Raw genomic sequence first — 17,424 nt, 5'->3', positions numbered from 1 at the left:
TCAATTCCAACGCAAAAACGATATGAACCGAGTTGCAATTTACATACTGACAGGGCTGTTTTGCGTTGCCGTTGCAACTGCATCGGCACAGTCGCCTGTCTACACGCCCGACCAGATCGAACGGGTTGCCAAACTGTCGGAGTTGTACGGCCACATCAAATTTTTCCATCCCTATCCGGGCTATAAAGCCATCAACTGGGATTCGGCTTTTGCGGCTACGGTTCCGCAGGTAGCCAACGCCCAAACGGATGAAGAAGCTGTAAGTGCCATCCGGCAACTCCTGGGGGTGCTGAATGATGAGGCAACGATTGTTCAGCAAACCACAAAACGGGCCGCGACGGCAACATCCCCCGCCGATTCGATGCAGGTTTACGTTACGCCCGACAGTATACTGGTCCTCAAAACTAACGGCTACGCGGGCGTGTCGGACTACGAACGCAGCATCGAAAAAGTGGGAACGCTCGCCAGTCTGTTGCCCCGTGCGCGGGCCGTTCTTCTCGATTTGCGCAGCAGCCGGCAACTGTCAGATTTTGAGTCGGAAGGCTTCCTGTACGCCTTCCAGTATGTAGGGTTAGAGCGCTTGTTATCCGCAGAACAGTTCACTACGGCGGGCGTACGCTTACGAAATTACAGCGGTTTCGCGCCCGAAAGCGGCAACTCCAGCGGTGGCTACTGGTCAGGTTACTACACCCTGAGCGGTCAGACAATACAACCCCGACGAACAGCTAAAAATCGCCCGCTGACTATTCTGGTAAACAAAAATTCGGTGTTGACACCCAGCCTGTTTGCACTCAGAACCCGGCCCCACGTCCGGTTTTACAGCACCGATACCCTCTCGGACGCACAATTGGCCCGGACGGTTACCTTTCCGTACAGCGATGCTATCAGCGTTCGTTTCCGAACGGGTGAGCTGGTCAACGCCGACGGTAGCATCGGCCTGACGGGCGTTTCGATACTACCGGCCGACAACGCAACCGGGTATGCATTCGACCAGCTGAAAAATTCCCCGCAGAAACCAGCTGCCGCCATGGTTGGCACGGCCGCGCCCCTGCCCGTAACGCCCCCGTCCGCCGGGTACCCCCCCGGTAAATTTCCCGCGCTGGGCTACCGGCTGCTGGCGGGCGCTAAAATATGGTCGATCATTCACTATTTCCACGCCTATAAAGACCTGATGCCCACCAACTGGGACACCAGTCTCCGAACGGCCATTGGCGAACTGGCTGCCGCCCGCGACTCGATGCAGTATGCCCTGGCCATCGCCCATTTTTACCGGACTATTCAGGATGGGCACGGCTTCATCAGTGGCTCAGCTCTACCCGCTTACGCTGGAAATGGCGGGGTATTGATTGATATTCAATTTATTGAAAATAAACCCGTTATCACCCGGGTTTATGCCGATTCGATAGCGGCAAAAGGTATTCGGGTGGGTGATTTGGTTACGGCAGTCAACGGCGAAAAAATAGACGCGCGCATCGCCCGGATGTCAGCCGTCCAGCCCGCATCCAACGACTGGACCCGACTATACTACGTGCGGAACCGACTGCTGCGGAGTCCCGTAGGTACGCCCATTCGCATTGGGCTGCTGGGGGCCGACGGGCGCGAAATAACGATCTCGCTTATCAGTCAGCCCGCCAGCCAGTTACAACCTCCCCCCGATACATCGGTCACGTTTCGGCTATTGCCCGGTAAAATCGGTTATGTGGACATGGGACGGCTGGAGACTAAAGACGTCGACCGCATGTTCGAGACATTCCGGGATACAAAAGCCATTATCTTCGATACCCGCAACTACCCGCAAGGCACGGCCTGGGCTATTGCCCCCGCCTGACCGAGCAGAAAAACGTGGTGGCAGCCCAGTTTTTCCGCTATGCTCCCAACGAGCCGGACATAGCCAACGGAGAATCCAATGGCTCTTCGCAGAAATACTCTTTCGCGCAACGACTACCGCCCGGCGAAGGTAAGTGGGTTTACAAAGGCAAAACCGTGATGCTCGTTGACGAGCGAACCCAAAGCCAGGCCGAGCACACGGGCCTATTTTTTGAAGCGGCCAACGGCACCGAGTTTATTGGTAGCCCCAGCGCCGGTGCCAATGGCGATGTTACGGACTTTACCATTCCGGGTGGCATCAGCCTGTCCTTCAGCGGCCACGACGTGCGCCACGCCGATGGGCGTCCCTTACAACAGGTTGGTTTGCAGCCCAAAATACGGATTCGGCCCACTATCAAAGGCATTCGGGCGGGCCGGGACGAAGTGCTGGACCGGGCTGTTCGCTATCTGACCCTTGGGAAGTAAGCACAAACAGGACAGCCCTTCCTGGTCGTACCGATTTCAGTACGACCAGGAAGGGCTGTCCTGTTTGTGGCGCTGATTTAGTTCACGGCCCGGGCCATGGATGGCTACAGAATAAACTGGCTCAAATCCCGGTTCTTCACCAGACCATTCAGTTTTTCGTTTACTAATTCTTTCGTGACAACTACGTGGGCATTGGCCCCAATAACGTCGGGAATGTCGAACATGAAATCATTCATGAGGTGACTCAGCACCGTTTGCAATCGGCGGGCGCCGATATTTTCGACCTCGCCGTTTACTTCGAAGGCAATCCGGGCCAGTTCGCGCAGGGCATCATCATCGAAGGTCAGTTTGACCTCTTCGGATTCCAGCATGGCTTCGTACTGCTTGGTGAGGGCGTTCCGGGGCTCTTTCAGAATGTGGTAAAAATCATCTTCCGATAAGCTCTGCAACTCCACCCGAATCGGGAAACGCCCCTGCAATTCGGGAATCAGGTCGCTGGGTTTGGCCACGTGGAAGGCACCGGCGGCAATGAACAGAATATGGTCGGTATGAATAACGCCGTATTTGGTATTGACGGCGCTCCCCTCCACAATGGGCAACAAGTCGCGCTGGACACCTTCCCGGCTCACGTCGGGGCCGCCACCGCCGTTGCCCGACCGGGCCGAGGCTACTTTGTCAATTTCGTCGATGAAGATGATACCGGCGTCTTCGGCTTTGCGGATGGCTTCCTCCTTCACCTCATCCATGTCGATGAGTTTGGCTGCTTCCTCTTCCAGCAGAATGGTGCGGGCTTCGGCAATGGTGACCTTGCGTTTTTTACCCCGCTTGGGCATCATGTTGCCAATCATTTCCTGGATATTCATCATGGACAAATCATCCACCGAACCGCCCATCACCCCAATGTTCGGGGTCTGGCTCTGCTGTACATCGATGTCTATTTTGCGGTCGTCCATCTCGCCGGAGCGGATTTTCTCGCGGAACCGTTCGCGGGTGCGTTCGTTTAGTTCGGCGTCGGAATCGCCTTTGTATTCGTTCTCAAAGCCGACCTGCCCATTCGTTGTAACTGGTTTGACGGATGGAATCAGGATATCCAGAATGGCATCTTCCACCAGTTGCTGCGCCCGTACCTGCACGGCCTCTTTCTTGGCCGACCGGACCATGTTGACGGATTGCTCGACCAGGTCACGCACCATGCTTTCTACATCGCGGCCTACGTAACCTACTTCGGTAAACTTGGAGGCTTCGACCTTGATGAAGGGAGCATCGGCAATTTTAGCCAGTCGCCGGGCAATTTCGGTTTTCCCGACGCCCGTGGCACCAATCATCAGAATGTTGTTCGGCGTTATTTCATGCTGCATGTCGGCCGGGCTGTTCATGCGTCGCCAGCGGTTACGCAGCGCAATGGCAACGTTGCGTTTAGCATCGTGCTGGCCGATAATGTATTGGTCGAGTTCGGCAACAATCTGCCGGGGGGTAAGGTCTTTCAGTAATTCTGTCATCAATCAAGAGGGAGTCTATCATCTCCATACGCTCTGTCAAAGAAACGCAGGAAACCGGAAAATGTGCCAGATGGACGGGGTAAATTTGGGTTTTGACCGTTCGGCATTAAAATACAGCCCTAATTCGCTTTACCCTATAACCATCAATCACGCAACGCATGAACCGGAGTCTGCTGTTTCTTTTTGCCTTTTGTATTGCCACTGCCCAGGCCCAGTCGCCGGTCAGTTTGATTCCCCAACCCGCTAGTGTACAACCCCGAACGGGCGTTTTTTCGCTGACAAAATCCGCCAGCATCCACTACAACAAACCCGAAGCCCAGGGCGTGGCGGATATGCTCGGCCTGCGGTTGAATGTGCCTACCGGATTCGGCATTGCGGCCCGACCGGGCAAAACGGGCACGATTCAACTGAACCTGACCGATGCCCGCCAGGCTGAACTCGGCGACGAAGGCTACACGCTTAACAGCTCTCCAAAAGGGGTGGTTATTACGGCTAACCGCCCGGCAGGGCTGTTTTACGGCATGCAGACCCTGCTGCAACTTCTGCCCGCAGCCATCGAAAGTAAAACGGTCGTAAAGACCGCCCGCACCTGGACGCTGCCGGCCGTGTGGATCGTGGATCACCCCCGCTTTGGCTGGCGGGGTATTATGCTGGATGTAAGCCGCCACTTTTTCACCAAAGACGAGGTGAAACGATACATCGACCAGTTAGCCCGGCTGAAATACAATACGTTTCACTGGCACCTGACGGATGATAACGGCTGGCGTATCGAAATCAAATCACTACCTAAACTGACCGAAGTGGGGGCGTGGCGCGTAGCCCGGGCCGGACACTTCGGCGACCGGGCTGAGCCCAAACCCGGCGAACCGGCTACGTACGGCGGCTTTTATACCCAGGATGATATTCGCGACGTAGTGGCTTATGCGCAGGCCCGCAACGTAACGATTGTACCCGAAATAGACGTACCCGGCCACAGCATGGCGGCTTTGGCGGCTTACCCGGAACTGAGCTGCACAAAAGCCATTGTCAGTGTTAATCCCGGAACCTCATTTTCGGACTGGTACGGCAACGGTACCTTCAAAATGAAAGTGGAAAATACGCTGAATCCATCGGATGAGAAGGTGTACGAGTTTCTGGATAAGGTATTTACCGAAGTGGCGGCCCTCTTCCCGAACCAATACATCCACGTGGGGGGCGACGAGTGCTACAAAGGATATTGGGCGCAGGACCCCGGCTGTCAGGCACTGATGAAGAAACTGAACATCCGGCACGTCGAAGATTTGCAGGGTTATTTCATGGGGCGCGTGGAGAAAATTCTGACCGCTAAGGGGAAGAAACTGCTGGGCTGGGACGAAATTCTGGAAGGTGGTATCTCGCCGGGGGCTACCGTCATGAGCTGGCGGGGTATCAAAGGCGGTATTGAAGCCGCTAAAGAGGGCCATAACGTGGTGATGACCCCGACAACGTTTGCCTATCTGGACTATAACCAGGGCGAGGTAACCATTGACCCACCCATTTACGCTACCCTACGCACCAGCAAAAGTTACAGCTACGAGCCCGTGCCGGACGGGGTCGATGCCAAATACATTCTGGGCGGGCAGGGGAACCTCTGGACCGAGCAGATACCCACATTGCGCTACGCCGAATACATGACCTACCCCCGCGCCTGGGCATTGTCGGAAGTGTTCTGGTCGCCAAAAGAAGCCAAAAGCTGGCCCGACTTCGTGAAGCGCGTAGAAACCCACTTCGACCGGGCCGACGTGGCGCAGATAAACTATTCGAAAGCCATTTACGATGCCATCGTCAAAACAAGCATGAACAACGGAAAACTCCGGCTCGAACTGGGAAGTGAAGCACCGGGACTGGACCTCTATTACACCATCGACGATACCATGCCCGATTCGTTCTCGACCCGCTACAACCAGCCCATCGACCTGCCCGAAGGCCCCGTCACGCTCCGGGTCATTACGTACCGGAATGGAAAACCCATCGGACATCTGATTACGCTGTCGCGCGATGCCTTGCAGAAGCGGGTAGGGCGGGGGTGAAGCAGGTTGATGGTTGACGCGTGTGCGTGAGGATTTCCTGAAAAGCCGTACCGGTTGGGGTGCGGCTTTTTGTTTAGTGTAGCAGCCGCTCCAGATCAATCCGCAGAGATAGCTGGCTGGTGCCCGCCGTTGGAATGGAGGTGAAACGCCCGTAGGTCAGCTGGAAACCCTTTGCCTGCACCGACGCGCCGAAGGAAATACCCGCGCCCCCGGTGGTCAGTCTGCCTTCGGCCCGTTTCTGATGGTTATAACCAACCAGCAGGTTTACATTGCGATGAATCAGCAGTTCTACGCCGACGCTCAGATGCCGGGCTAGTTTCTCGGTTACGCTGATGGTTTTGGGAATGGGGTTACCACTCAGGTCGTAGCGGACGTTCAGGTTCGGGTCGTTGTAACTGATGTCAAAGCGTTGCAGGTGGTGGGCCGTCAGCGTCAGCCGGATGGGGGCGTATTGCGGTTTCAGCGTTACCCCCGCCTGCAAATCGAAGGGCAGGTCGGCCGATCCGGCGTTCCGGTTTGCAGGCCCGTAGTTCTTAATCAGATAGCCCACATTTTTGGCGACTAAACCAAAGGTAAGGTTGCGTTTGGGGTGCCGCCAGACGCCCCCCAGGTCGGCCAGAATACCAAAGGCGGAATACGTTTCGATGCTGGAGCCAACAGCTTTAATGGTGGCCCCAAGGGTGAAGTTGCCTTCCGTGCGGGCGTGGGTCAGGCTCAGGGCGTAGTCGTTGGCCGAAAATGTGCCGAGCGTGTTGCCCGCCGGGTCGGTGAGGTCGAACTGGCCGTAACTCAGGTATTGCAACCCAACGGCCCAACCGGAATGACCACTGGTGCCCGCTTTTCTGATGGGTAACCCGTACTGCAGGGTATAGTATTTTGCGACAGCCAGGTAAGGCATCAGGCTGATACTTAGTTCGTTGTTCTTAATCGAATCAGTCAGGGCGGGGTTGTTGAGGTGATAGGCACCGTCGGGGGTGGTGGCGCTGGCCACCTGCCCGCCCAGTGCGGCTACGCGGGCGTGCGTCGGCAGGTCGAGAAACGAAAAGACGCGCTGCCCGCCGAGGGACTGGGCACGAACGGACGCAAGGGCCGTTAAAAAAACAGGAAAAACGCAGAGCCAAAAACGCAAGAGGTCAAACCGGAATTGTCGGTAACAAAGGTCAGAAAAAAAGCCGGGTCCTCACTTACAACCCAAACCCAATTTTCAGGCCGAGGGCCAGGCTGGGCTGAAGGCGGTTGCTCAGTCCCGGCCTAAAGCGGTCGTAAGTAAACCCACCGCCGGACGTATCAATAGGCGGAGTGAGTTCGGTTATGCCGTACCTAGCCCCTACGCCCAAATAGAAATCCAGTAACACGCGGGGTAACGTGGAAAGCGACTGCCCAGGAATGGCTATCTGCCGCCCCCACTTGATGTGGCTTCCCAGTACAAACCGACTGATTTCCTGCTGATTGTTGGGGAAGTTTGGGTCGGGGTCGTACAGAACGAGGTTTTTGGTGGCGTTTATCTGTTTGGCGAACCCTTCGATGGCCAGGTAGTTTCCCAGTGGGAATGGGCTGCGGATATGAATATTCTTCCGGCTGTTCGTGCGGTACCGGCCCGTATAGTGCCGCCACTCCGAGCGTACCCGCCAGATGGACCAGTCGGCGAAGTGTTGTTTTTCATCGGGCACCACGGATAGCCCTTTATGGCCAAAATCCACTTCGGCCTGCACCGAATTTCGCGGGCTGCACCGAACTTCCAGCCCGCCCTGAATGGTGGCATCCGGGTCGAGCAGGAGGGAGAGGGGAGCCAGTTTTATAACTACGTGGACCGGTAGATACTGGATTGTCGAGTCCTGCCCATGGGCTGACCGGACCAGCAGGAGCAAACAAATAAAACTACGCAGATAGAACAGCATACCGGATAGATCGTTTTACAGAACGATGATACAAAAACAATCATACCCGTTGGAATCCGGAAGAAAAATTAACTTTGCCAATACGTCATTTTCCTAATACCCCGCTTATGCAACCATCAACAGCCAGACTAACACCGGATTCCCAACTCTTAAAACCGAATAAAACAGAAACACTGGCCCAGAAAAATGCCGAAGCCGAACTCGGCGGTGGCCAGAAACGCATTGATGCTCAGCACAAAAAAGGGAAACTGACCGCCCGCGAACGCATCGCCCTGCTGATGGATGAAGGGTCGTTTGAGGAAATCGGGAAGTTTGTGATGCACCGCACCCGCGATTTCGGGCTGGACAAAGAACACTACCTCGGCGATGGTGTCGTGACGGGCTACGGCACCGTGGCGGGTCGGCTGGTGTACGTATTTGCGCAGGACTTCACCGTGTTTGGCGGGGCGCTCTCCGAAACCCACGCCGAAAAAATCTGTAAACTGATGGACCTGGCCCTGCAAAATGGTGCCCCCATCATTGGCCTGAACGATTCCGGCGGGGCCCGGATTCAGGAAGGCGTTTTATCACTGGCGGGCTACGCCGACATCTTTTATCGAAATACCAGAGCATCGGGCGTTATTCCGCAACTCTCAGCCGTTATGGGTCCCTGTGCCGGGGGCGCGGTGTACTCACCGGCCATAACCGACTTTATTTTCATGGTCGAGAATACGAGCTATATGTTTGTGACCGGCCCCAGCGTGGTGAAAACCGTTACCCACGAAAGTGTAACGGCCGAAGAACTGGGCGGAGCCAGCACGCACAGTACCAAGTCGGGCGTGACGCATTTTGCCTGCGCCAACGAACTGGCCTGTATTCAGCATCTCAAGCAGTTGCTAAGCTATATTCCGCAAAACTGCGAAGACGAGCCACCCATGCTGGCCTACGATGGGGCATCGGACGAGAGCCGACCGGCCCTGAACAGCATCATCCCTGATAACCCGAACCAGCCCTACGACATGCGGGAGGTAATCGAGGCCCTGGTGGATACGGATAGTTTTATGGAGGTGCACAAAAACTTCGCCGAGAATATCGTGGTGGGTTTTGCCCGGATTGCCGGCCGGAGCATTGGCATTGTGGGCAACCAGCCCGCTGTGCTGGCGGGCGTGCTGGACATCAACGCCAGTACCAAAGCCGCCCGGTTTGTGCGTTTCTGCGACTGCTTCAACATACCCCTGCTGGTGCTGGAAGATGTACCCGGTTTTTTGCCCGGCACCGACCAGGAGTGGAACGGCATCATTACCAACGGTGCGAAGTTACTGTACGCTTTCTGCGAAGCCACCGTGCCCCGCGTTACGGTGATTACCCGCAAGGCCTACGGCGGGGCGTATGACGTGATGAATTCCAAGCATATCGGGGCGGATATGAATTACGCCTGGCCGTCGGCCGAAATTGCCGTGATGGGCGCCAGCGGAGCCGCCGAGATTATTTTCAAGCGCGAAATTGCCGAAGCGGAAGACCCGCAGGCCAAACTCCAGGAGAAAGTGCTGGATTATACCGAGAAGTTTGCCAACCCTTACCGGGCCGCTTTCCGGGGCTACATCGACGAAGTGATCATGCCCGACCAGACCCGTCAGAAACTTATCCGGGCGTTTGGGATGCTGGAAAACAAAGTAGCCAGTATGCCAAAGAAAAAGCACGGGAATATTCCATTGTGAGCCATGACCACGCACTATACCATATGTACTGAGCCCCACCCCGGAAAGTTGGTTGCATTTTTCCAGCCCGGTACTTGCGCTGTAGCTACTTAAACAGCTAAAATGTGCCTGCCTTTTTCGCCAATTCGATCCATAGTTTCTTTTGTTATGTACTTCTTCTGGTCAATCTGTTGCGGTTGTTCCCGGGAGCAGAAATAACTATGAATACTCCGTCGGTCACGGTCGGTTTGATTCGTCGTGCCGCCGTGCCATACATGTGAGTTGAAAATAAAGACCGATCCGGCGGGCGCCAGTATCCGAATTTCATCAGGGTGCTTTTCGTTGGGGTCAGCCATCGCTTCATCGGGCAGGATGTTTACTGTATGCGTTTTGGGCACGATGCGGGTAGAACCATTGTGTTCCGTAAAATCATCTAAAAGCCATATACTATTGCAGACTTTATAGGAACCACTCACGACCGTATTTTTCCAGTCGACATGAAGTTTTTGGAGCCCTTTACCGGGTTTTGCCGCCCGATAATTGAGAGACGACAATTTGTAGGCCTGCCCTAAAACTGCTTCGATCCCCGCTAGTACCCGTGGATGGGTGTAAAAAATATCGAAAATCTGCCCTTTATTGACCAAATCTGCCAGGCGGTCTGCCCCTTCTTCTTTCGGGTGGCGGATATAGTTTGATGCGGCCAGTTCTGCCCCGGCATTTTCCCCTTCCGACTGCATCAATTCAGCAATGCGGTCATTGATTTGGTCGACTTGGTCGGCGGTCAATAACTGCCCTAAATCAAGATAACCATAGGTATCCAAAAAATCGATTTCCTGTTTCGTGAGCATATCAATGTCAAAATAAGGCCATACAGGTAGAAACACCATAAGGAAGGATTCTACCGCATATAACAGACAGCCTACTTGCCATACGTTGGTTGTAGAGACAGAGTATACACCAGAAGCTACTGGCGCAACGGCTCAGGATGGTATTTGAATGGGTTAAAGGAGGGCAGGGGATAGTCTTTGACCAATTCCGTCGACAGCACCCCAACTGGTCAGTTGATGCACTGAAAGTGGGTGTTTTTGAGCGTAAAGGCCGAAAGGAATTTACGACGGAGGAAACGAACCCTGTCAAAGCCTCTTTTCTGGAAGGCTATAATCGAAAATAATTCGGCTCCAATGGCAACCCTGTGGCCTTAATTCGTGTCTTTACGGTAGTTGCCAGCAAGGCGTGCCTGTTTGGCCTTTGGTTTGTTAGGAAACAAACCAATACAATGCAGCTGATTTTACCCCGTTTTTATGACTCTTCGTTTACGCTTACTTTGTTCGTTACTCCTGATTACCAGTCCCCTCCTTGTTGTCCGTTCGCAATCCCTGACCGTGATGCCCACCGATTCGCTGATTCGGATGGATGGGGAATTAACCGAATCCGTCTGGCAGCAAGCCAACGTGGCCAGTGACTTTATCCAGAATTACCCAAACGATACGCTACCGGCCTATAACCGCACCGATGTCCGGATGACCTACGACCGGGGTAACCTGTACATTGCGGTTATCTGTTTCGATAAAGACCGGGCGAAACCGTTTATCGCTTCTTCCCTGAAACGGGATTTCGACTGGGACCAGAACGATAATTTTACGGTGTACCTGGACCCCTTCGGCGACCGGATCAACGGATTTACCTTCAACGTAACCCCACTCGGCGTAGAGCGCGAAGGTCAACTGTACAATGGCGAACGGGTGGCGTCGGAGTGGGACAACAAATGGCGTTCGGCCGTGAAAGTGTACCCCGACCGCTGGCAGGCGGAGTTGATGATTCCCCTCAAAACAATCCGGTACCGGAGAGACACCCGGTATTTTCTAATGAATTTTGCCCGCCATGACCTGAAAAACAACCAGCGAACGGCCTGGCGACGGGTGCCGGTAGCCATGCGGATTTCGGCGATGGCCTTTGCGGATACGGTTCATTTCAGTACGCCACTTCCGAATCCCGGCCCCAATGTTTCATTGATTCCGTACGTCAGCGGCCGGTACGTGGATGGGCGGAACGAAGGGGGAGCAAGCGCGTTTAAAGGCGGTATTGGGTTCGATGCTAAAATTGGTATTACCCCGTCCCTTAACCTGGATTTGACCGTAAATCCCGATTTCTCGCAGGTCGAAGCCGACCAGCAGGTAACGAACCTGAGCCGTTTTGAACTCTTTTATCCCGAACGGCGGCAATTTTTTATCGAGAACCAGGACCTGTTTGCCAACTTCGGTTCCGACCGGACCCGCCCCTTTTTCAGTCGGCGCATCGGCATTGCCCGCGATACCAGCACCGGCGTTATCGTGCAAAATCCACTGCTTTACGGCGCGCGGCTAAGTGGAAAAGTTGGTCGCGACTGGCGGGTGGGGTTGCTCAACACCCAAACGGCGAGTCAGGCATCCGAAGGAATCAACGGTCAGAACTACACCGTTGCCGTGGTGCAGCGGCAGGTATTGGGCCGCTCCAACATTGGGGCTATTCTCGTGAACCGGCAGCGCGTGGGTGGCCCGGCCGACAGCAGTCAGTTTACCCGCGTGGGTGGCCTGGAATATAACCTCCAGACGACCAGTAACCGCTGGAGTGGCAAGGTATTCTATCAGCAGGCCATCAAACCCTACGCCCTGGCCGATGCCCGGTCGCACGGGGCTAACCTGTTGTATACCAGCCGGAATTTTTCGCTGGAGGGGGCGTATGAGTATATCGGTAAAAACTACTTCATCAACGATATTGGCTTTGTTCCCCGAACGGGCTACTGGCGGTACCGCATCGAAAATAACACCACGTTCTACGTGAAAGGGGAGCGGGCAGTCGTGTCCCACGGGTCCTACTTCGGGGGCATGCTCATCCGAAACATTGGTGGGCAGGTGACCGACCGTTCGGCCGATTATGGCTATGGGCTGGCCTTTCGAAACACGGCTGAAGGGTACGCCGGTTACTCGACTGGGTACACCTATCTGTTCTTCGCTTACGACCCCACCAACTCCGATGGACTGGCTCTACCGCAAAACACGGCGTACCGCACCGGAGGGGCCTTCGCGCATTTCGCCACCGACCGGCGTAAACGGCTGAATGGGTCTATTGATGTTTATTCGGGCGGCTATTTTAACGGCGAAAACACGAACCTGTCGGCTACGGCTCAGTACCGTTTTCAGCCCTACGGCACGCTCAGTATTGCGGCTGAGTACAACAACATCCGCCTGCCGGAACCCTACAAATCGGCTGAATACCTGCTGCTTGGCCCCCGTGCCGACATTACATTCTCGCGTAAAGTATTCCTGACAACCTTCATGCAGTTTAATAACCAGACGGCCAATGTCAATCTGAATGCCCGGTTGCAATGGCGGTACGCGTCCGTATCGGATTTGTTCGTTGTATATCAGGAAAATTACCTGCCCGGTTCATTTGCCAGCAAAAACCGGGCGTTGGTTCTCAAATTATCGTACTGGCTAAACGCCTGATCTCCTATGCCTAATTCATCGCCCAAAAAGTCGGGTAGCTTAGTGAAAACTGTCCTGATTGGTCTGGCCATTATTTTCGGGATTGCCCTCTTACTGGGCACGTTGACCGTGCTGTTTCCCTAGACAGTAACCTGGTTGATTAGTTGTTCATACCGCCACCCCCTCCGTCATCCGACTGACGGTCGCTATCGGCATCCCGGTCTTTTGCATTCTGGCGGCTCAGGCGGTAGGTGAAGCCAATAAAGCCAATCCGGCTTTCGCGTTTGCCGATGGTATTGGCAACGAAGTTCGACCCGAAGCTGTCGATCTGAAATTGCAGGGTGTTGAAAATATCACTCATCCGAAAACTAATCGTGCCCCGTCCTTTCAACACGTCCTGTTTAACCCCCACGTTGACGTTGAAAAACTCCTGAATTGTTCCCTGCGCCACAATAAACGGCGAACGATAGTTGACCGCCACCTGAATGGATGTACTGCGCAGCGGACGGAAATTGGAGGTGATACGGCCCGTCCAGCTTTTATTGGTCCGGGTCAGCAGGCCCGGGATGTCGGCACTGGACTGAATGGTTCGCTGAAAGAAGGTGGCGGTCCCGTTTATTTTCCACCAGCGGGTCAGTTCCTGCTCCAGCACCAGCTCCAGCCCATAATTCTGCGACCGGTTCAGGTTCAGGTAGGTTTGTTCCGTAATGCCATCGTCGCGCAGGGTTCGGTAGCGGGTTATCTCATTATTCGTTTGCCGGTAAAAGAGGGAAGAGGTCAATGACGTTGACTTACCCGTCCAGAGGTGGCTGAGTTCAAACGAGTTAATCAATTCCGGATTCAGGAACGGGTTACCATAGCTGATGTTGAGCGGGTCCTGCAAATCGAAAAATGGGTTCAGTGACCGCACCGATGGCCGGTTGATGCGCCGGGTGTAGTTCACCTGCATCTTCTGAGCCTGGCTCAGGTTGTAATTGAAGAACGCGCTGGGGAACAGGTAGACGTATGTTCGATTGTTTTGCTGACCGGTTGTCCGCTGTTCCGTATTGATGGTTGTGTATTCCGTTCGAAGCCCCAGCTGATAGCTGAACTTTTTGAGTTCATTGCCATAGTTGGCGTAGGCTGCGCTGGTGCGCTCGTTATAGATAAAGTTGTTACTGATGGCCGTGTTCAGCACCCACTCATTATCGTCGCGGTTTTCAAAAACGTAGTCGGCCCCCAATTGGCGATACGTGTACTTAAGACCCGCTTCCAGCTTTTGTTTCTCTTTCAGGGGTTCCACATAGTCCGTCTGTAACACCGCTACCCGGTTATTCTGGTTGTTGGTCGCCCGTTGGTCGCCAATCAGAAAACTGGAGGCCAGCAGGTTGGGGGGGAGGGTAGTGGTATTCGTGAAATTCTGGTATTCCGTACCTGTATTGTTCGACAGGGTTGCATCCGCCGTCAGCTCACGGCCTTCTTTATCGAACGTACGCCGGTACCCAAGCTTGTAATCCAACCCCCGCTGAGGCTCCCGTTCTTCGTTGGTCCGGAACGTTTGTCCGAGCGAAACCCGGTTTGCATTCAGGGTGTTGAACGTTTCGAATTCCGAATCATAACTGTAGCCGGGTCGGTACAGGACCGATGCCGAAATGTTGTCATGATCAGAAAGGGTATAATCGAATCCCAGCCGCAGGTTATTATTGACCCGCCGACGAATGGCATCGTTGCGCTGGGCGAGGTAGCTGACCGAATCCGTAAACAGGTTTTGCCGCTCCGACACCCGGTACTGGAACCGGCGGTCTTCGCGGAAATTGTAACTGCCAAACAGGTTCAGTTTTTTGAATCGGGCGTTCACATTAACGGATGCATTGTACTTGTCGCGGGTACCTACATTGAGCTGTACGTTGCCGTTGAAACCGCTGGCCTGTTCTTTTTTCAGGACGATGTTGATAATGCCCGCACCCCCGTCGGCATCGAACCGGGAGGAGGGGTTGGTGATTACTTCAATCCGTTCGATGTTGCTGGCCGGAATCTGGTCCAGCACCGCCTGCCGGTCCAGCCCCGTAAGACCCGACGGTTTCCCATCGACCAGCACGATTACATTGCCACTACCCCGCAAACTCAGTGAGCCATCTACATCAACCGTTACCGAGGGTACGTTTTGCAGAATATCGATGGCCGAACCACCCTGCGCAATGGGTAGCTGGTCGACGTTGATTATTTTCCGGTCCAGTGTGTATTCGAAAGCGGGTCTTTCGCCCTGCACCACTACTTCAGCTAACTGGCGGGTGGCCTGTTTGAGGGTGACTGTACCCAGGTCGAGGGTCGGTTTGCTTTGGGTGATAACGATACGGGGCAGGGTTTTTGGCTCGAAGCCAATACTCTGAACCAGGGCGTAATACCGGCCCGACGCCAGATTGGGTATCGAAAATAACCCCTGCTCGTCGGTCAGGCCACCGCCCACCGAACTGGAATCTTTGGCCCGAAACAACCCGATACTGGCAAAGGGAACGCCTTTTGTTTTTCCATCCTGACTAGCCATTAGCCGCCCACTCAGCTTACCCGTTTTAGGCGCATTGTCATTATCGGTTTCGGCAGAATAGTACGTTTCGGGTACAAAATCCTCGTCGGGTTGGCGGCTGTTCGGCCTGTTCCCGGCTGCTGGTGCATTCGTTCTGGGAGCTGTCAGGCCCGTGGAGCCGGGTGTTTCCCGGTTCAACTGTAGCGAATCAGTTCTCGTCAGGGGGGCTACCGTGTCCGGTTTCATGCCAATTGCCTGGAGTAATCCATTCGACTGGGTAACCGGCTGCTGGGCAGCGGCCGCGCAGATGGTCAGGAGAGAGACAGGTGTGGCATAGATGAAGGAAGAAAAGGTCATTAGTAAACGGTTGAGTGATAAATACTTATACACTATTAACCAATCGTTCTACTGAGCTGTTCCTTTTTTCTCCTTAGAATTTCATTAGAATTTAATGTGACGTTTTTGCAAATCGATTGAGCTACCGTTTTAGGTACTGTCGGACCGGATAGAAACGAGATGAACGGTTTGGTGCTTCAGCCCTCAGGCGGCTACCTCCGTACAGGCTTCAATCGCTTCCAGAATCACCGCGCAGGCTTCCCGAATCTGAGTTTCGGTAATGATGAGTGGGGGCGCAATCCGCATGGAGTTATCGCAGAATAAAAACCAATCCGTGATGATGCCTTGCGTGATGGCCTGGTCGATGATGGGTTTCAGCACGGCGAAGGAGTCGAACTCTACGGCCAGCATGAGCCCTTTCCCCCGTATGGCCTTAATGACCGGATGCACCAGCAATTGCCGGAACAACTGTCCTTTGGCTTCGGCCTGTTCGTATAAGGTCTCCGCGCCGGCGGACCGCGCACCAGTGGAGTGCCCCTGAATAACCTGCAGCGTGGCCAGCGAGGCCGCGCACGAAACCGGATGCCCGCCAAACGTGGTGATGTGGCCCAGAATAGGATTGGTACGGAATACCTGCATGATGCCAGCCGAGCTGATAAAGGCTCCGATGGGCATACCCCCCCCCATGCCTTTGGCACACAGGAGAATATCCGGCACCGCACCAAACCCCTCAAACGCCCAGAACGTACCCGTCCGGCCAAAACCCGTTTGAATCTCGTCGAAAATCAACAGCGCACCCACCTCCGTACAACGTTGCCGCACGGCTTGCAGGTAGGCTGCGTCCGGCACCCGAACGCCCGCTTCGGCGGCAATCACTTCCATCACGACGGCGGCCGTTTGCTGGGTAATTTGCCCGATGTGGGCCTGGTTGCCGTGCTGAATATGCCGGATGCCGGGCAGGAGGGGGCGGTAGTTCCGTTTGAAATTCTCGTCGCCCGACAGCGACAGGGCCCCCTGGCTGGAGCCGTGGTAGGCGTTGAAACAACTGATAATCTCCCGCCGGCCGGTGTAGCGTTTGGCCAGTTTCATGGCTCCTTCCACCGCTTCGGTGCCGGAGTTGGTAAAGTACACCGTGTTCAGCGTTTCGGGCAGGGTTTGGGTCAGGGCGTGGGCCAGCTGAGTCTGGGGCGTCTGAACGTACTCGCCGTACACCATCAGGTGCAGGTATTTATCTAATTGGTTATGAATAGCTTCAAGTACGTGCGGGTGCCGGTGTCCCACATTGCTCACGCCAATGCCCGAAATCAGGTCCATGTAGGCTGTTCCATCCTGTCCAAAAATAAATACGCCTTCTGCCCGCTCAATTTCCAACCCCAACGGGAAATCGGAGGTCTGCGCGATATGCTGTAGGAATAACTGCCGGTCTGTCACCGTGTAGAGAATTAAATAAGTACCATTGATTTGCTAAAATGAAACATCAGCAGCCATGAAAACAGTTCTGCTTTTCCTGTTGCTCTGCCCCGGTATACTGCCGGTTCAGCTGATGATGATTAATTCCTCTGACCTACAGCGCCGACATTCTGGGTGTATACAGTCTTGTGTACCGGAACAACGCATCATTATACAACAGTCGGGTTCGTTTTCTACCGTATCCCGGCTATAACCGGCTCATCGGGCGGGATTTGATAGGTGAATTTTAACAGATTTT

At 54.5% G+C, this 17,424-nt stretch carries 12 protein-coding genes; 6 read left to right on the top strand and 6 right to left on the bottom strand.

The genetic code is table 11. From position 1 onward, the window contains the following. The first annotated feature begins 22 nt into the window (after positions 1 to 22). The gene (locus tag B156_RS0111645) at positions 23 to 1,828 is read left to right on the top strand and encodes a S41 family peptidase (RefSeq protein WP_026260778.1); all 1,806 of its coding nucleotides are present in this window, start codon (positions 23 to 25) and stop codon (positions 1,826 to 1,828) included. A gap of 17 nt (positions 1,829 to 1,845) precedes the next feature. After that, positions 1,846 to 2,292, top strand: coding sequence for a S41 family peptidase (locus B156_RS30825; RefSeq protein ID WP_157627015.1), 447 nt, complete (start codon positions 1,846 to 1,848; stop codon positions 2,290 to 2,292). Between the two features lie 104 nt (positions 2,293 to 2,396). Here the strand turns inward: B156_RS30825 and hslU are convergent, their stop codons facing one another. After that, positions 2,397 to 3,791: an ATP-dependent protease ATPase subunit HslU gene (gene hslU / locus B156_RS0111635; protein ID WP_018619896.1), complete on the bottom strand. Its 1,395-nt coding sequence runs from the start codon at positions 3,789 to 3,791 to the stop codon at positions 2,397 to 2,399. 158 nt (positions 3,792 to 3,949) lie between these two features. On the opposite strand from hslU, the gene B156_RS0111630 reads away from it, so the two are divergent. Continuing rightward, positions 3,950 to 5,839, top strand: coding sequence for a beta-N-acetylhexosaminidase (locus B156_RS0111630; protein WP_018619895.1), 1,890 nt, complete (start codon positions 3,950 to 3,952; stop codon positions 5,837 to 5,839). Between the two features lie 73 nt (positions 5,840 to 5,912). Here B156_RS0111630 and porQ read toward each other — a convergent pair whose 3' ends face one another. Next, positions 5,913 to 6,968: a type IX secretion system protein PorQ gene (gene porQ / locus B156_RS0111625; protein ID WP_018619894.1), complete on the bottom strand. Its 1,056-nt coding sequence runs from the start codon at positions 6,966 to 6,968 to the stop codon at positions 5,913 to 5,915. A 55-nt stretch (positions 6,969 to 7,023) separates the two neighbouring features. Beyond that, positions 7,024 to 7,737: a hypothetical protein gene (locus tag B156_RS0111620; protein ID WP_018619892.1), complete on the bottom strand. Its 714-nt coding sequence runs from the start codon at positions 7,735 to 7,737 to the stop codon at positions 7,024 to 7,026. Positions 7,738 to 7,844: 107 nt separating this feature from the next. Here B156_RS0111620 and B156_RS0111615 point away from each other — a divergent pair, with 107 nt between their 5' ends. Continuing rightward, the gene (locus B156_RS0111615) at positions 7,845 to 9,434 is read left to right on the top strand and encodes an acyl-CoA carboxylase subunit beta (RefSeq protein WP_018619890.1); all 1,590 of its coding nucleotides are present in this window, start codon (positions 7,845 to 7,847) and stop codon (positions 9,432 to 9,434) included. 89 nt (positions 9,435 to 9,523) lie between these two features. Here the strand turns inward: B156_RS0111615 and B156_RS0111610 are convergent, their stop codons facing one another. Further along, positions 9,524 to 10,261: a phytanoyl-CoA dioxygenase family protein gene (locus tag B156_RS0111610; protein WP_026260776.1), complete on the bottom strand. Its 738-nt coding sequence runs from the start codon at positions 10,259 to 10,261 to the stop codon at positions 9,524 to 9,526. Positions 10,262 to 10,398: 137 nt separating this feature from the next. Between B156_RS0111610 and B156_RS0111605 the strand changes: the two genes are divergently transcribed. Together B156_RS0111605 and B156_RS0111600 are read left to right on the top strand one after the other, a co-directional pair. Then, positions 10,399 to 10,584 (top strand): hypothetical protein, encoded by a 186-nt coding sequence (locus B156_RS0111605; RefSeq protein ID WP_018619886.1) that lies wholly within the window; start codon positions 10,399 to 10,401, stop codon positions 10,582 to 10,584. 130 nt (positions 10,585 to 10,714) lie between these two features. After that, on the top strand, positions 10,715 to 12,898 hold the full coding sequence (locus tag B156_RS0111600; RefSeq protein ID WP_040585520.1) for a DUF5916 domain-containing protein: 2,184 nt from the start codon (positions 10,715 to 10,717) through the stop codon (positions 12,896 to 12,898). Between the two features lie 139 nt (positions 12,899 to 13,037). On the opposite strand, the gene B156_RS0111590 is transcribed toward B156_RS0111600, so the two are convergent. Both B156_RS0111590 and B156_RS0111585 read right to left on the bottom strand, forming a co-directional pair. Then, positions 13,038 to 15,737: a TonB-dependent receptor gene (locus B156_RS0111590; protein ID WP_018619880.1), complete on the bottom strand. Its 2,700-nt coding sequence runs from the start codon at positions 15,735 to 15,737 to the stop codon at positions 13,038 to 13,040. A gap of 183 nt (positions 15,738 to 15,920) precedes the next feature. Next, the gene (locus tag B156_RS0111585) at positions 15,921 to 17,147 is read right to left on the bottom strand and encodes an aspartate aminotransferase family protein (RefSeq protein ID WP_018619878.1); all 1,227 of its coding nucleotides are present in this window, start codon (positions 17,145 to 17,147) and stop codon (positions 15,921 to 15,923) included. Between the last annotated feature and the right edge of the window lie 277 nt (positions 17,148 to 17,424).

This window comes from Spirosoma luteum DSM 19990 (assembly GCF_000374065.1).
GTDB classification, from domain to species: Bacteria; Bacteroidota; Bacteroidia; order Cytophagales; family Spirosomataceae; genus Spirosoma; species Spirosoma luteum.
The sequence above is the reverse complement of the archived record's forward strand: the minus strand, read 5'-3'. Positions and strand labels throughout refer to the sequence as shown.

What these genes read in the sequence shown, in the direction of transcription:
- B156_RS0111645 (WP_026260778.1), top strand. Translation starts at nt 23, where the DNA reads ATGAACCGAGTTGCAATTTACATACTGACAGGGCTGTTTTGCGTTGCC.
- hslU (WP_018619896.1), bottom strand. Translation starts at nt 3,791, where the DNA reads ATGACAGAATTACTGAAAGACCTTACCCCCCGGCAGATTGTTGCCGAA.
- B156_RS0111630 (WP_018619895.1), top strand. Translation starts at nt 3,950, where the DNA reads ATGAACCGGAGTCTGCTGTTTCTTTTTGCCTTTTGTATTGCCACTGCC.
- B156_RS0111620 (WP_018619892.1), bottom strand. Translation starts at nt 7,737, where the DNA reads ATGCTGTTCTATCTGCGTAGTTTTATTTGTTTGCTCCTGCTGGTCCGG.
- B156_RS0111615 (WP_018619890.1), top strand. Translation starts at nt 7,845, where the DNA reads ATGCAACCATCAACAGCCAGACTAACACCGGATTCCCAACTCTTAAAA.
- B156_RS0111610 (WP_026260776.1), bottom strand. Translation starts at nt 10,261, where the DNA reads ATGCTCACGAAACAGGAAATCGATTTTTTGGATACCTATGGTTATCTT.
- B156_RS0111605 (WP_018619886.1), top strand. Translation starts at nt 10,399, where the DNA reads ATGGTATTTGAATGGGTTAAAGGAGGGCAGGGGATAGTCTTTGACCAA.
- B156_RS0111600 (WP_040585520.1), top strand. Translation starts at nt 10,715, where the DNA reads ATGACTCTTCGTTTACGCTTACTTTGTTCGTTACTCCTGATTACCAGT.
- B156_RS0111590 (WP_018619880.1), bottom strand. Translation starts at nt 15,737, where the DNA reads ATGACCTTTTCTTCCTTCATCTATGCCACACCTGTCTCTCTCCTGACC.